Source organism: Pseudomonas sp. NY15374 (genome assembly GCF_048068255.1).
Classification (GTDB): Bacteria; Pseudomonadota; Gammaproteobacteria; order Pseudomonadales; family Pseudomonadaceae; genus Aquipseudomonas; species Aquipseudomonas machongensis.
The window spans coordinates 224875-239293 of sequence record NZ_JBLUPZ010000003.1 but is presented as its reverse complement, the minus strand read 5'-3'; the positions used below and the strand labels follow the sequence as shown (position 1 = coordinate 239293).

The window sequence follows — 14419 nt, the reverse complement described above, 5'->3', positions numbered from 1 at the left end:
TGCCCGACTTAGTGCAGGATGGAATAAAGCGTTGTTTTTTCCAAGGGAAGAATTTGCCGTAGAGTAATTCCTACAAGTGGCGGCTCTACCTACCGACACCGTCGCAAGCCAGGAGAACACCGTGAGCGAACATCCATCGACCGGCCATTGGCAATTGCCGGGCATCGTCAGTGAACTGCGCCAGGCCCGTGACCAGTGGCGCAGTCGCAATGGCCGTTGCAGCAACAAGCAGGGCGGGCGCGAACTGCCCTCGCGCGAGGCGATGCGCGAGATCCTCGAGCAATTATGTGGAGCGTTGTTTCCCATGCGCCTGGGGCCTGTGGATCTGCGTGAGGAGGGCGAGGATTTCTATGTCGGCCACACCCTGGATGCGGCGCTGACCGCACTGCTCGACCAGGCGCGCCTGGAACTGCGCTACGCCGCGCGGCACGGCAACACCGAGGTCGAGCCCAAGGACGTAGATGCCCACGCACTGGGTTTGATCCAAGGCTTTGCCAAAGCCTTGCCAGGGTTGCGCGTACTGCTCGACACCGACGTGCTGGCGGCCTACCACGGTGACCCCGCGGCGCGTAGCGTCGACGAGGTGTTGCTGTGCTATCCCGGCATCCTGGCGATCATCCACCACCGCCTGGCGCATCACCTCTACCAGGCCGGGCTGCCGCTGCTGGCGCGAATCAGCTCGGAGCTGGCGCATTCGGCCACCGGCATCGACATCCACCCCGGCGCACAGATCGGCCAGAGCTTCTTCATCGACCACGGCACAGGCGTGGTGATCGGCGAGACGGCGATCATCGGCGAGCGCGTGCGCATCTATCAAGCGGTGACCCTTGGCGCCAAGCGCTTCCCGTCGGACGAGTCGGGCACCTTGCACAAGGGCCTGGCGCGCCACCCGATCGTCGAGGATGACGTGGTCATCTATGCCGGTGCGACCATTCTGGGGCGCATCACCATCGGCAAGGGTTCGACCATTGGCGGCAATGTCTGGCTGACGCGCAGCGTGCCGGCCGAGAGCAACATCACCCAGGCGAACCTGCAACTCGATTGCCAGGACAAACAGTGAGGTAGGCCCGGCGGGCCCTATCGCAGCACAAGTCCGCTCCCACAGAGTGGAGCGGACTTGTCCCGCGATAGGGCCGGAACTGCTGGCAAAGAGCAAAGGTCAACTGGTCGCCCGCCAGCGACCACAGGTCGCATTGAAGTCCGATCCATGTTTAACTTGAACGCTTGTTCAAATTAAAACGCTGGTCCGCTGCCGGTGTTCAACAGGAGGATTCCCTTTGCTGAACCCGTTCAATCCGAGCCTTTTCACTGCTGTAGAGGTGCCCGTTTAATGAGTGCACCGACGCCTTCCCTTGCCAATGGCAAGATCCGCATGAACCCCCCGGTGTTCTACTTCGCGGCAAGTTTCATCCTCATCTTCGGCCTGGTGGTCATCGCCAACCCGCAAGCGGCGGGCGACTGGTTGCTGGCTGCACAGAACTGGGCGGCCAACACGGTCGGCTGGTACTACATGCTGGCCATGACCCTGTACCTGGTGTTCGTGGTGGTCACTGCGGTGTCCGGCTACGGCAAGATCAAGCTCGGCGCCGACCATGACGAGCCCGAGTTCAGCTACCTGTCCTGGGCCGGCATGCTGTTCGCTGCCGGCATCAGCATCACGTTGTTCTTCTTCTGCGTCTCCGAGCCCCTGACCCACATGCTCCAGCCGCCCCAGGGCGAGGCGGGCACGGCCGAGGCCGGGCGCCAGGCGATGCAGATCCTGTTCCTGCACTGGGGCCTGCATGGTTGGGGCGTGTTCGCCTTCGTCGGCATGGCCCTGGCGTATTTCGCCTACCGCCACAACCTGCCATTGGCATTGCGCTCGGCGCTGTACCCGCTGATCGGCAAACGCATCAACGGGCCGATCGGCTACGCAGTGGACGGCTTCGGCATCATCGCCACGGTGTTCGGCCTGGGTGCGGACATGGGCTTTGGCGTGCTGCACCTCAACGCCGGCCTCGACTACCTGTTCGGCATCGACCACAGCCAGTGGGTGCAGGTGCTGCTGATCGCCCTGATGATGGGGGCAGCGGTGGCCGTTGCAGTTGCCGGGGTGGAGAAGGGCGTGCGGGTGATGAGCGACATCAACCTGTTCCTGGCCTGCGCGCTGCTGTTGTTCGTGCTCTTCGCCGGCCCCACGCAGCACCTGTTCAACACCCTGATCCAGAACCTTGGCGACTACCTCGGCGCCCTGCCGCGCAAGAGTTTCGACGTGTACGCCTATGGCGAGAATCGCGACTGGCTGGGTGGCTGGACGGTGTTCTACTGGGCCTGGTGGATCGCCTGGGCGCCCTTCGTCGGGCTGTTCATCGCGCGCATCTCGCGTGGCCGCACCATTCGCGAATTCGTCTTCGGCGTGCTGCTGATCCCGCTGGGCTTCACCCTCGCGTGGATGTCGATCTTCGGCAACAGTGCGCTGGACCAGGTGATCAACCACGGCATGACCGCGCTGGGGCAGTCGGCGTTGGACAACCCCTCGATGAGCCTGTACCTGCTGCTGGAGACCTATCCATGGAGCAAGACGGTGATTGCCGTCACCGTGTTCATCAGCTTCGTGTTCTTCGTCACCTCCGCCGACTCCGGCACCGTGGTGCTGTCGACGCTTTCTGCCAAAGGCGGCGACGCCGACGAGGACGGGCCGAACTGGCTGCGGATCTTCTGGGGCGCGATGACTGCGCTGGTCACCAGCGGCTTGCTGTTCGCTGGCAGCATTGATTCGCTGAAGTCGGCGGTGGTGCTGACGTCACTGCCATTCTCGCTGATCTTGCTGTGCATGATGTGGGGCTTGCACAAGGCGTTCTATCTGGAGAGCCAGCGGCAGATCGCGCAGATGCATTCGCTGGCACCGTTCGCCCAGTCCCGCCGCGGACGCGGTGGCTGGCGCCAGCGCTTGAGCCAGGCCGTGCACTTCCCATCACGCGACGAGGTGTATCGCTTCATGGATGACGTGGTGCGCCCGGCGATTGCCGACGTGACCGAGGTGTTCGAGCAGAAGGGCCTGGCGCTGATCACCCAGGACGACCCGAGCCACGACAACGTCAGCCTGAAGATCGGCCATGGCGAGGAGCAGCCGTTCATCTACCAGGTGCAGATGCGTGGCTACTTCACGCCGTCGTTCGCGTTGGGTGGGCTGGGTACGCAGGAGCTGAAGAACCGCCGCTACTACCGCGCCGAGGTGCACCTGGCCGAAGGCAGCCAGAACTATGATCTGGTCGGCTACAGCAAGGAGCAGATCATCAACGACATCCTCGATCAGTACGAGCGGCACATGCAGTTCCTGCACCTGGTCAGGTAACGCGCGGCGCTTCCATTCGCGGGCAAGTCGGAGCACCGAACCGCCGCTCCGACTTGCCCGCGAATGCTTTCAGAACGGTGCGTCGCCGAGAATCGTCGCCCGGTGCATCACCCGCCGCTGCGGCCGGTAGTCGTCCACCGCGTAATGCTGGGTCACGCGGTTGTCCCAGAACGCCACGTCATTCTCCTGCCAACGCCAGCGAATGCTGAATTCCGGTCGTGTGGCATGGGCGAACAGCAGCTTGAGCAGCGCCTCGCTCTCGTGGTCGGCGAGCTCGTTGATTCGTGTGGTGAATCCTTCGTTGACGAACAACGACTTGCGTCCGCTCACCGGATGGGTGCGGACCACCGGGTGCGACAGCGGTGGGTTGTTGCGGCGGGTGGTTTCCCAGCGCTCCAGGTCCTGGGCAGTGGTGCCGAAGCGCTCGAGCGGGAACGACTTGGTGAAGTCGTGGGTGGCCGTGAGGCCGTCGAGCAGGGTGCGCAGGGGCGCCGACAAGGCTTCGAACGCAGCGATGCCGCTGGCCCACAAGGTGTCACCGCCGTAGGCGGGCAGTTGCTTGGCGCTGAGCACCGCGCCCAGTGCCGGGGTCGGCAGGAAGGTAACGTCGGTGTGCCAGATCGCGTTGTCGCGCACGTCGGTGACGGCGGTGTCGAGAATCAGCACCTGCGGGGTTTCCGGCACGTTGGGGTAGATCGGATGGATGTGCAGGTCGCCGAAGCGCGCAGCGAAGCGGGCCTGCTGGGCGGGGTCGATCGATTGTTCGCGGAAGAACAGCACCTGGTGCTCGAGCAGCGCCTGCTCGATGGCGTCGCGCTGTGCATCGGTGATGTCGCGGGACAGGTCGACGCCGCTGATCTGCGCGCCGAGGGCCGGGCTGAGGGGGGTGATGGTCAGGCTCATGTCGGTCTCGAATGGGGGCGGTTGGCGGTGTCGTTGCGGGCCTTATCGCGGGGCAAGCCCGCTCCTACAGGTAGCTCTGTGAACTTGTAGGAGCGGGCTTGCCCGCGATGAGGCCGGAAAGGTCAGTGACTTTGTCCATGCCAAGGCACGAGGCGGCGCTGCAGGGCACGCAGGCCCATCTCCAGGGCAAAGGCGATCAGCGCGATCAGCAAGATGCCCAGCACCACCACATCGGTGACCAGGAACTGCGCGGCTGACTGGACCATGAAGCCCAGGCCGCTGGTAGCGGCGATCAGTTCGGCGGCGACCAGGGTCGACCAGCCGACCCCGAGGCCGATGCGAATGCCGGTGAGGATGTCGGGCAAGGCGCTGGGCAGGATCACATGGCGAATCAGTTGTACCTTGCTCGCTCCAAGCGACTGCGCGGCGCGCAGCTTGGCCGGGTCGACGGTGCGCACGCCGGTGGCGGTGGCGATGGCGATCGGGGCGAAGATCGCCAGGTAGATCAGCAGCACCTTCGACAACTCGCCGATCCCGCACCAGATCACGATCAGCGGCAGGTAGGCCAGCGGTGGGATTGGCCGGTAGAACTCGATCAGTGGATCGAGGATGCCGCGGGCCACGCGGTTGTAGCCGATGGCGATGCCGACTGGAATCGCGGTCAGGGTTGCCGCCAGCAACGCCACGCCGATACGGCCCAGGCTCGCGCCCAGGTGCTGCCAGAGGCTGGCGTCCATATAGCCTTGGGTCAGCAGCACCCAGGCCTTGGCCAGGATGTCGCCGGGGGCGGGCAGGAACAGTGGCTCGACCCAGCCGGCAGCGGTCACCAGCCACCAGGCCAGCAGCAGGCTGCCCAGGGTCAGGGCGCTGATCCAGCGGGTCGGCAGCGGGCGGCGGGCCTTGATCGCCGACGCGGTGCGGGTGTCGGTTTTGCCGGCGACCGGCAGGTCCAGGCTGCTCATGCGGACTCCTCGCGGCGGGCGGCACGTTGGGAAAAGACTCGCGACAGCACATGCTCGCGGGTTTCGATGAAACGTGGATCGGACTTGATCGCCCGCGCCGGTTCGCCCGCGGCATAGCGCTGGCCGAAGTCCAGTTGCAGGCGCTCGACCACGCGCCCCGGATTCGGTGCCAGCAACACCAGTTCGCTGGCCAGGAACACGGCTTCCTCGATGTCGTGGGTGATCAGGAACACCGGCTTTGCGGTGCGCTGCCAGACCTGCAGCAGCAACTCTTGCATCTGCTCGCGGGTGAAGGCATCGAGGGCGCCGAAGGGTTCGTCCATCAACAGTACGCGTGGGTCGGCAGCCAGGGCGCGGGCCAGGCCCACGCGTTGCTTCTGTCCGCCTGAAAGCTGCCAGATGCGCCGGTCGCCGAACCCGGCCAGATCGACCAGTGCCAGCATCTCACGCGCCTTGGCTTCACGCTGTGAGCGAGGTACGCCGGCCAGCTCCAGGCCGAAAGCGACATTGCCGAGCACGTCCTGCCAGGGCAGGAGGGCGTCATCCTGGAACACCACGCCGCGGTCGGCGCCTGGGCCTTGCACGGGCGCACCGTCAAGGGTGATGCGCCCGCCGCTGGGGGCGACGAAGCCGGCGATGAGATTGAGCAGCGAGGTCTTGCCGCTGCCGGAGGGCCCGAGGGCGACCAGCAGTTGGCGTGGCCCCAGCGTCAGGTTGATGTCATCCAGCACCGGGGTGGTGGCGCCGGGGTACTGTGCGCTGATGCGCTCCAGCTCGAGCAAGGCCATGATGGGCTCCGGTTCGGGGCGCAGGGCGCCCCTGGGTTCGATCGGTTGGGCGGGTGCTTCAGTTGGGCAGGAACTTGGCCGTTACGTACGGCGAGTAATCCGGCAGCACTGCCTCGACCTTGCCCTGCTCCTTGAGGAACGTCGCGGTGTCGGTCAGTGCCTGGGTGGTGGGCGCGCCCAGTGCCGCGGTCTGGTCGGCGGCCAGCGGGTAGACGTTGCCCTCCAGCAGGCCCGGGATATCGCCGGTCTTGGCGCCGGACAGCTTGGCGAGCTTGTTCACGTTGTCTGGATTGGCCAACCAGGCTTTCGGGTCCTTGCGGTAGTCGGCGTAGGCGTCAAGGGTGACCTTGGCGAACGACTTGACGATCTCCGGGTGCTTCTCGGCGAAGTCCTTGCGCACGATCCAGGCATCGAAAGTCGGGGCGCCTTTCTTTGCCAGTTCGCCAGAGGTGATCAGCACCTTGCCGTTTTCCTTGGCCACGCCCAGCGCTGGGTCCCAGACGTAGGTGGCGTCGATGTCGCCGCGTTTCCAGGCGGCGATGATCGCCGGTGGCGCGAGGTTGAGGATCTGCACCTTGGACGGGTCGATGTTCCAGCTCTTGAGCGCCGCCAGCAGGCTGTAATGCCCGGTGGAGACGAAGGGCACGGCGACTTTCTTGCCGATCAGGTCCTGTGGGCTCTTGATGCTGTCGCGGGCGACCAGCGCTTCACCGGCACCGATCTGGGTGGCGATGAGGAAGGTTTCCACCGGCACCTTGCGGGTGGTCGCGGCAGCCAGCGGGCTGGAGCCCAGGTAGCCGATCTGCACGTCGCCGGAGGCGACGGCGGCGATGATGTCGGCACCGTTGTCGAATTTGCGCCAGTCGATGCTGGCGTGGCTGGCTTTTTCGTAGCTGCCATCGGCCTGGGCCACCTTGGCCGGGTCCACGGTGGTCTGGTAGGCCACGGTCAGGTCGGCGGCCTGGGCGAACCAGCTGGCGCTGGCCAGGGTCAGCGCGGCGAACAGGCGCAGGGGGGCGTGGGGGATCATGATCGAACCTCTCGTCAGGCATCGGGTGATGAATGACGTGAAGACTAAATGATCTAAGAATTACAAAATAAATAACTTTTCAGAATTAGCTTAGGAGACAAAACGCTTAGAAATCGGCGCCTTCAGAGGAAGGGTTGTGAAATTTTTGTGAAAGGCTACGCTTTCACAACTTTTCACGGAGCGCCCTCTGGCAAAGGGGTGCAGATAACCGGAAGCTATGAGCGAAGGACGTGCATACACCAAATGACGCTTAAGGTTCCGTAGTTATTCCGGAAAAATCTGACGATTTCATAAAACGGTCATTTTGGATTTATAGGATTGTCATTATCCTGTAGCGCAGGTGCATTAGACCAAAGTCGTGAAATTTCTGGTAACGATTGACTTACCAGTCACACTTTGGTGCTAAATCGCTTACCCGTGGCGAGGGGGGCAGCAGATCCCTCCGCCTTGAGAGTACAAAAATTAGAACGTAGAGGAGCAAAGCATGTACAAGTCTAGCCTGGCCCTGGCCGTGGCACTGGGGGTTCTCGCCCAACAAGCGGGCGCCGCTGGCTTCATCGAAGACAGCAAGGTATCCATCAGCTCGCGCACCATGTATTTCAACAACGACGACCATGAAGTTCGCACGAACGCTCAGGGTCGTAACGGTGACCAGCGCGAAACCGCCCAAGGTTTCAAGCTCGACTACCTGTCCGGCTTCACCCAAGGCACCGTTGGTTTCGGTGTCGACGTTCAAGCTCTCTGGGGTATCCACCTCGATGGCGGCCGTGGCCGTCACCCGGATAACAACACCTTCTTCCCAAGCGACAGCGACGGCTCTGCCGTGAGCCAGTGGGCTCGCATCGGTGGTAACGCCAAGGCTCGCTTCTCCAAGACCGAAGTCCACTACGGCAGCGCCCTGGCGCCAAACCTGCCGATCCTGGTCTCCAACGACGGTCGTCTGCTGCCGCAAACCTTCGAGGGCGGTACCGTCCAGTCGAAGGAAATCGACAACGTTACCCTCAACGCGGGTCAGCTGACCCACGCCATGGGTCGTGCCTCGAGCAACCGCACCGGCCTGTCCGTTGGCGGCGCTTACCGCGACAGCAACAAGTTCCAGTTCGCCGGCGGCGACTGGAAGGTCACCAAAGACCTGACCCTGCAGTACTACTACTCGAACCTGGAAGACTTCTACAAGCAGCACTTCCTGGGTCTGACCCACGTCTACCAGATCGCCAACGATCAGTCGTTCAAGACCGACCTGCGCTGGTTCAAGAGCAGCAGCGACGGCAAGAACGGCGAAGCCGGCTACACCTTCAACAACAACGGTGGCTACGCCAAGAACGCAGGCGAGGTCGACAACAAGACCTGGTCCGCGATGTTCACCTACACCATCGGCGGCCATGCAATCATGCTGGGTCACCAACAGGTTGGCGACGACGGCGGTTTCGTCTGGCTGAACCAGGGTAACGTGCGCAAGGACGGCAGCACCTCGCCGCTGGAAGGCAACGGTGGCTCGAGCTTCTACCTGTTCACCGACAGCATGATCAACCAGTTCGCCCGTGCTGGCGAGAACACCACTTTCGGTCAGTACTCCTATGACTTCGCACGTCTGGGCGTACCGGGCCTGAAGGCATCCGTGGCCTATCTGCGCGGTGATGACATCAAGAACGCCCGCACCAGCGGCACCTACAGCGAGTGGGAACGCGACGCGCGTATCGACTACGTACTGCAGGAAGGCACTCTCAAGGGCCTGGGCGTCAGCCTGCGTCACGGCACCTACCGTGGCGGCGGCGAGAGCATCAACGATGCCGATCAGACTCGTCTGATCTTCAACTACACTTACAACTTCATGTAAGTCGTAGCTGCAACGAAAGAGCCTCGCCGGGTGCGAGGCTTTTTTGTGCCTGCGAATCCGTATTCTTTCCGGTTATAAATAAATCAGTATTTATTCTTTTTGTTTTTAATCGGAAGCAGGCACATTGAATCCCACAAGGCCAGACACAGCACAGGAGCCGCTTCCATGAGCCTCAAACTCGGCGACATCGCCCCCGACTTCGAACAGGATTCCAGCGCCGGCAAGATCCGTTTCCATGAGTGGCTGGGCAACAGCTGGGGCGTGCTGTTCTCCCACCCGGCCGACTTCACCCCGGTGTGCACCACCGAACTGGGCCTGACCGCCAAGCTCAAGGATGAGTTCGCCAAGCGCGGCGTCAAGGCTATCGCACTGTCGGTGGATCCGGTCGACTCGCACCACAAGTGGATCGATGACATCAACGAGACCCAGAACACCGTGGTCAACTTCCCGATCATCGCCGATGCCGATCGCAAGGTGTCCGACCTGTACGACCTGATCCACCCCAACGCCAACGACACGCTTACCGTACGCTCGCTGTTCGTGATCGACCCGAACAAGAAGGTACGCCTGACCATCACCTATCCAGCCAGCACCGGGCGCAACTTCAACGAGATCCTGCGGGTGATCGATTCGTTGCAGCTGACCGACAACTACAAGGTCGCCACCCCGGGTAACTGGCAGGACGGCGACGAGGTAGTGATCGTGCCTTCGCTGAAGGATGAGGACGAGATCAAGCAGCGCTTCCCGAAAGGTTATCGGGCAGTCAAACCCTATCTGCGCCTCACCCCGCAACCCAATCGTTGAATCCTCGTTGCATTGCTCTTAGCCATAGCAGGGATTTCGGGCCGTTTCGACGGCCCTTTTTTATGCCTGCTCTTCGTGCAGGCAGGCTTGCCCCGTGAAGCGAATGAGAGGGCGCGCTTCAGGGTGAAAAGCTATATCTCCATAACGCATAAACAAATGAAAAAATATGATTTCTAGATATATGTGGCGAGCTGCTAATGTCGGAGTCATTCACAGGGGCCACACCCCGGAACCGAATTGAAGGAAGCGCTGCAATGCTGGTTGTTTCGATAGGTGGTAGCCCCAGTACCCGTTCACGCTCCGGCGTGCTGCTCGAGCGTTCGCGCCAGTGGTTGCAAGATCGTGGTGTGGAGGTGGTGACCTTCCAGGTGCGCGAGTTTCCGGCAGAGGACCTGCTCCACGCACGTTTCGACAGCCCGCAGGTGCAGCACTTCCAGCAACTGGTAGCCCAGGCTGATGGGCTGGTGGTGTCGACCCCGGTATACAAGGCATCGTTCGCCGGTGCCCTGAAGACGTTGCTCGACCTGCTGCCCGAGCGCGCGCTGGAACACAAGGTGGTCCTGCCGATCGCGACCGGCGGCAGCATCGCCCACATGCTGGCGGTGGATTACGCATTGAAGCCTGTGCTGTCGGCACTCAAGGCGCAGGAGACCCTTCAAGGGATCTTCGCCGACGACAGCCAGGTCGCTTACGCCGAAGGCAATCGCCCGGCACAGTTGGCCGAGGCCCTGGAGGCCCGCCTGCTGGACTCGCTGGAAACCTTCCACAGTGCCCTGGCGCGTCGGCCCAAGCCGGTCGCTCCAGGTGTACTCAACGAACGCCTGATCAGTGCTCGCTGGAGCATCTGAACGACCCCGCAAATGCGTCACCGTTTTTCCACCTTACTCGCCCGACAACGAGGCAAGCAGGTGCAACCCGAACCTCATTCGCACAGGAGAGCGCCATGCGCACAGTCTTCTTGCGTCGTGGTCTGGTCGCCCTGTTTGCGGCGGCTGTGTCCTTCGGCGCCATCACCCAAGCCCAGGCCGAGAGCCTGCGCATCGGTTACCAGAAATACGGCACCCTGGTGCTGCTCAAGGCCAAGGGCTCGCTGGAAAAGCGCCTGAAGGAACAGGGCATCGACGTGCAGTGGACCGAGTTCCCCGGTGGCCCGCAGCTCCTCGAAGGGCTGAACGTCGGCTCGATCGATTTCGGTGTCACCGGCGAAACGCCACCGGTCTTCGCCCAGGCCGCCGGTGCCGACCTGCTCTACGTGGCCTATGAGCCGCCTGCGCCGCACAGCGAGGCGATCCTCGTGCCCAAGGGCTCGACGATCCAGTCGGTGAAGGAGCTCAAAGGCAAGAAAGTCGCGCTGAACAAAGGCTCCAACGTGCACTACCTGCTGGTCCGCGCCCTTGAGGACGCCGGCCTGAAATACAGCGACATCCAGCCCGTGTACCTGCCGCCTGCCGATGCCCGCGCCGCCTTCGAGCGTGGCAGCGTCGATGCCTGGGTGATCTGGGACCCGTACCAGGCTGCCGCCGAACAGCAGTTGCAGGCCCGTACCCTGCGTGATGGCAAAGACCTGGTCGACAACCACCAGTTCTACCTGGCCACCCGCAGCTACGCGACCCAGCACCCGGCGGTGATCAGCGCCCTGATCGACGAGGTGCGCGCCGTGGGTGAGTGGTCCCAGGCCAACCCGCAGCAAGTGACCGACCAGGTCGCGCCGCTGCTCGGCCTGCCGGCCGACATCACCCTGACCTCGGTCAAGCGCCAGGGCTACGGCGCTGCGCCGCTGACGCCCGAAGTGATCGCCGCGCAACAGAAGATCGCCGACACCTTCCAGGCTCTGAAGCTGATTCCCAAGCCCTTGAGCATCAAGGACGTGATCTGGACCCCACCGGCCAAGGTCGCCAGCGCACCTTGAACGATTCGCCTGCGCCGCAGCATCGCTGCGGCTTGAGCCACCCTTGAGGAGACAACTCCAATGAGCCTTAACATTTTCTGGTTCCTCCCCACCCACGGTGACGGCAAGTACCTGGGTACCACCGAAGGCGCACGCGCCGTCGATCACGGCTACCTGACCCAGGTCGCCCAGGCGGCCGATCGCCTGGGTTTCGGTGGCGTGCTGATCCCTACCGGTCGCTCCTGCGAGGATTCCTGGCTGGTTGCGGCATCACTGATTCCGGTGACCCAGAACCTGAAGTTCCTGGTTGCGCTGCGCCCGGGCATCATTTCGCCGACCGTGGCCGCTCGCCAGGCAGCGACCCTGGATCGCCTGTCCAACGGCCGTGCGCTGTTCAACCTGGTGACCGGTGGCGATCCGGACGAGCTGGCCGGTGATGGTCTGCACCTGAACCACCAGGAGCGCTACGAAGCCTCGGTCGAGTTCACCCGCATCTGGCGCAAGGTGCTGGAAGGCGAAGTGGTCGACTATGACGGCAAGCACATCCAGGTGAAGGGCGCCAAGCTGCTCTATCCGCCGATCCAGCAGCCGCGTCCGCCGCTGTATTTCGGCGGTTCGTCCGAGGCCGCACAGGATCTGGCCGCCGAGCAGGTCGAGCTGTACCTGACCTGGGGTGAGCCACCGGCTGCCGTAGCGGAGAAAATTGCCGCAGTGCGTGAGAAAGCCGCTGCGCAAGGCCGCGAGGTGCGCTTCGGTATCCGCCTGCACGTGATCGTGCGGGAAACCAACGAAGAAGCCTGGGCCGCCGCCGATCGCCTGATTTCGCACCTGGACGACGACACCATTGCCCGCGCCCAGGCCTCGCTGGCGCGCTTCGATTCGGTTGGCCAGCAACGCATGGCAGCCCTGCACAACGGCAACCGCGACAAGCTCGAAGTCAGCCCCAACCTGTGGGCGGGCGTCGGCCTGGTGCGAGGCGGCGCCGGTACCGCACTGGTGGGCGATGGCCCGACGGTCGCGGCACGCGTCAAGGAATACGCCGACCTGGGCATCGATACCTTCATCTTCTCCGGTTATCCGCACCTGGAAGAGTCCTATCGCGTCGCCGAGCTGCTGTTCCCGCACCTGGACGTGCAGCGCCCGGAGCAGGCCAAGACCGGGGGCTACGTGAGCCCGTTCGGTGAAATGGTCGCCAACGACATCCTGCCCAAGTCCGTGTCGCAGAGCTGAGGGTCAGGCCATGAGTCGTGCAACTTCTTCCACCCTGACACAGCGCCTGGCGCCATGGGCCTTGCCCGTGTTGCTGCTGGCGGTGTGGCAGCTGGCGGTCAGCGCTGGATGGTTGTCCACGCGCATCCTGCCGGCACCGAGCGCGGTGGTCAGCGCCGGTGTCGAGCTGGTGCGCAGCGGCGAGATCTGGACGCACCTGGCGATCAGCGGCTGGCGCGCCGGTGTGGGCTTTCTGATTGGCGGCAGCATCGGCCTGTTGCTGGGGTTCATCACCGGCCTTTCGAACTGGGGCGAACGCCTGCTCGACAGCTCGGTACAGATGGTCCGCAACGTGCCGCACCTGGCGCTGATCCCGCTGGTGATCCTGTGGTTCGGCATCGACGAGTCGGCGAAGATCTTCCTGGTCGCGCTGGGCACGCTGTTCCCGATCTACCTGAACACCTACCACGGCATCCGTAATGTAGACCCGGCCCTGGTGGAAATGGCGCGCAGCTATGGTCTGTCCGGTTTCTCGCTGTTCCGCCAGGTGATCCTGCCCGGTGCGTTGCCGTCGATCCTGGTCGGTGTGCGCTTCGCCCTGGGCTTCATGTGGCTGACCCTGATCGTTGCCGAGACCATCTCGGCCAATGCCGGCATCGGTTACCTGGCGATGAACGCCCGTGAATTCCTGCAAACCGACGTGGTGGTCCTGGCCATCGTCATGTACGCCGTGCTCGGCAAGCTCGCCGACCTCGCCGCCCGTGGTCTGGAGCGTGTCTGGCTGCGCTGGCACCCCGCCTACCAGGTGGCGAAGAAGGAGGGCGCATGACCGTGCTCAAGGAACAACCGCCGCGCCTGCTGCGTGGCATCCCGCTGGCCGCCAACGGCCTGCGCAAGACGTTCGGCAAGCGTGAAGTGCTGCGCGGTATCGACCTGCACATCCCGGCCGGTCAGTTCGTTGCCATCGTCGGCCGCTCCGGCTGCGGCAAGAGCACCTTGCTGCGCTTGCTGGCCGGTCTGGACCAACCCAGTGCCGGTGATTTGCTCGCCGGTGCTGCGCCGCTGGCCGATGCGCGCGAGGAAACCCGCCTGATGTTCCAGGACGCCCGTCTGCTGCCCTGGAAGAAGGTGATCGACAACGTCGGCCTGGGCTTGTCCGGTGACTGGCGGCCGCGCGCGGTGCAAGCGCTGGAGGAGGTCGGCCTGGCCGATCGAGCCAACGAATGGCCTGCTGCGCTGTCCGGCGGACAAAAGCAGCGCGTCGCCCTGGCCCGAGCGCTGATCCACCAACCGCGCCTGCTGCTGCTCGACGAGCCGCTGGGGGCACTGGATGCCCTGACCCGGATCGAAATGCAGCAACTGATCGAGCGCCTGTGGCGCGAACACGGCTTCACCGTTCTGCTGGTCACCCACGACGTCAACGAAGCCGTCGCCGTGGCCGACCGGGTGATCCTGATCGAGGACGGCGAGGTCGGCCTGGACCTTACCGTCGACCTGGCAAGGCCGCGGGCGCGTGGTTCGCACCGCCTGGCTGCGCTGGAAAGCGAAGTGCTCAACCGTGTCCTGTCCGTCCCTGGCACCCCGCCCGAGCCGGAGCCTGTAGCCCCTTTGCCCACGCAACTGCGTTGGGCCCACTGAATCTGCGAAGCCAACCAAAGGAATCA

The 14419-nt window shown here is 63.6% G+C and carries 13 protein-coding genes; 9 read left to right on the top strand and 4 right to left on the bottom strand.

Annotation, left to right across the window (positions count from 1 at the left end):
- The first annotated feature begins 121 nt into the window (after positions 1-121).
- Entirely contained in the window at positions 122-1060 is a 939-nt protein-coding gene (epsC, locus tag ACNFHO_RS09005; RefSeq protein WP_054891656.1) for a serine O-acetyltransferase EpsC, read from the top strand.
- A gap of 312 nt (positions 1061-1372) precedes the next feature.
- Positions 1373-3334: a choline transporter BetT gene (gene betT, locus ACNFHO_RS09000; RefSeq protein WP_172964839.1), complete on the top strand. Its 1962-nt coding sequence runs from the start codon at positions 1373-1375 to the stop codon at positions 3332-3334.
- Between the two features lie 69 nt (positions 3335-3403).
- Here the strand turns inward: betT and tauD are convergent, their stop codons facing one another.
- From tauD to tauA, 4 genes are all read right to left on the bottom strand, one after another.
- Complete coding sequence (tauD, locus tag ACNFHO_RS08995) at positions 3404-4237, bottom strand: taurine dioxygenase (protein WP_416766011.1); 834 nt, start codon at positions 4235-4237, stop codon at positions 3404-3406.
- 122 nt (positions 4238-4359) lie between these two features.
- On the bottom strand, positions 4360-5199 hold the full coding sequence (gene tauC / locus ACNFHO_RS08990; RefSeq protein ID WP_063542206.1) for a taurine ABC transporter permease TauC: 840 nt from the start codon (positions 5197-5199) through the stop codon (positions 4360-4362).
- Positions 5196-5987 (bottom strand): taurine ABC transporter ATP-binding subunit, encoded by a 792-nt coding sequence (gene tauB, locus ACNFHO_RS08985; RefSeq protein WP_414154619.1) that lies wholly within the window; start codon positions 5985-5987, stop codon positions 5196-5198. The genes tauC and tauB overlap by 4 nt, the downstream gene beginning before the upstream one ends.
- Positions 5988-6045: 58 nt before the next feature.
- A complete protein-coding gene (gene tauA / locus ACNFHO_RS08980) occupies positions 6046-7017 on the bottom strand; it encodes a taurine ABC transporter substrate-binding protein (RefSeq protein WP_063542208.1) in 972 nt (323 codons plus the stop codon).
- A gap of 484 nt (positions 7018-7501) precedes the next feature.
- Between tauA and ACNFHO_RS08975 the strand changes: the two genes are divergently transcribed.
- From ACNFHO_RS08975 to ssuB, 7 genes are all read left to right on the top strand, one after another.
- Positions 7502-8854, top strand: coding sequence for an OprD family porin (locus ACNFHO_RS08975; RefSeq protein WP_054891662.1), 1353 nt, complete (start codon positions 7502-7504; stop codon positions 8852-8854).
- Positions 8855-9019: 165 nt separating this feature from the next.
- On the top strand, positions 9020-9658 hold the full coding sequence (locus tag ACNFHO_RS08970) for a peroxiredoxin (RefSeq protein WP_054891663.1): 639 nt from the start codon (positions 9020-9022) through the stop codon (positions 9656-9658).
- Positions 9659-9912: 254 nt separating this feature from the next.
- Positions 9913-10506, top strand: a complete 594-nt coding sequence (gene ssuE / locus ACNFHO_RS08965) for an NADPH-dependent FMN reductase (protein WP_054891664.1) — start codon at positions 9913-9915, stop codon at positions 10504-10506.
- A 95-nt stretch (positions 10507-10601) separates the two neighbouring features.
- Complete coding sequence (locus ACNFHO_RS08960; RefSeq protein WP_414154621.1) at positions 10602-11567, top strand: sulfonate ABC transporter substrate-binding protein; 966 nt, start codon at positions 10602-10604, stop codon at positions 11565-11567.
- Between the two features lie 60 nt (positions 11568-11627).
- On the top strand, positions 11628-12776 hold the full coding sequence (gene ssuD, locus ACNFHO_RS08955) for an FMNH2-dependent alkanesulfonate monooxygenase (RefSeq protein WP_112897126.1): 1149 nt from the start codon (positions 11628-11630) through the stop codon (positions 12774-12776).
- Positions 12777-12786: 10 nt separating this feature from the next.
- Positions 12787-13584, top strand: coding sequence for an aliphatic sulfonate ABC transporter permease SsuC (gene ssuC, locus ACNFHO_RS08950; protein ID WP_414154622.1), 798 nt, complete (start codon positions 12787-12789; stop codon positions 13582-13584).
- Positions 13581-14393: an aliphatic sulfonates ABC transporter ATP-binding protein gene (gene ssuB / locus ACNFHO_RS08945; protein WP_063542212.1), complete on the top strand. Its 813-nt coding sequence runs from the start codon at positions 13581-13583 to the stop codon at positions 14391-14393. The genes ssuC and ssuB overlap by 4 nt, the downstream gene beginning before the upstream one ends.
- Positions 14394-14419 lie beyond the last annotated feature (26 nt).

Excerpts from the sequence above, each read along its gene's own strand:
- betT (WP_172964839.1), top strand. The coding sequence starts at position 1,373 with ATGAACCCCCCGGTGTTCTACTTCGCGGCAAGTTTCATCCTCATCTTC.
- tauD (WP_416766011.1), bottom strand. The coding sequence starts at position 4,237 with ATGAGCCTGACCATCACCCCCCTCAGCCCGGCCCTCGGCGCGCAGATC.
- tauC (WP_063542206.1), bottom strand. The coding sequence starts at position 5,199 with ATGAGCAGCCTGGACCTGCCGGTCGCCGGCAAAACCGACACCCGCACC.
- tauB (WP_414154619.1), bottom strand. The coding sequence starts at position 5,987 with ATGGCCTTGCTCGAGCTGGAGCGCATCAGCGCACAGTACCCCGGCGCC.
- tauA (WP_063542208.1), bottom strand. The coding sequence starts at position 7,017 with ATGATCCCCCACGCCCCCCTGCGCCTGTTCGCCGCGCTGACCCTGGCC.
- ACNFHO_RS08975 (WP_054891662.1), top strand. The coding sequence starts at position 7,502 with ATGTACAAGTCTAGCCTGGCCCTGGCCGTGGCACTGGGGGTTCTCGCC.
- ACNFHO_RS08970 (WP_054891663.1), top strand. The coding sequence starts at position 9,020 with ATGAGCCTCAAACTCGGCGACATCGCCCCCGACTTCGAACAGGATTCC.
- ssuE (WP_054891664.1), top strand. The coding sequence starts at position 9,913 with ATGCTGGTTGTTTCGATAGGTGGTAGCCCCAGTACCCGTTCACGCTCC.
- ACNFHO_RS08960 (WP_414154621.1), top strand. The coding sequence starts at position 10,602 with ATGCGCACAGTCTTCTTGCGTCGTGGTCTGGTCGCCCTGTTTGCGGCG.
- ssuD (WP_112897126.1), top strand. The coding sequence starts at position 11,628 with ATGAGCCTTAACATTTTCTGGTTCCTCCCCACCCACGGTGACGGCAAG.
- ssuC (WP_414154622.1), top strand. The coding sequence starts at position 12,787 with ATGAGTCGTGCAACTTCTTCCACCCTGACACAGCGCCTGGCGCCATGG.
- ssuB (WP_063542212.1), top strand. The coding sequence starts at position 13,581 with ATGACCGTGCTCAAGGAACAACCGCCGCGCCTGCTGCGTGGCATCCCG.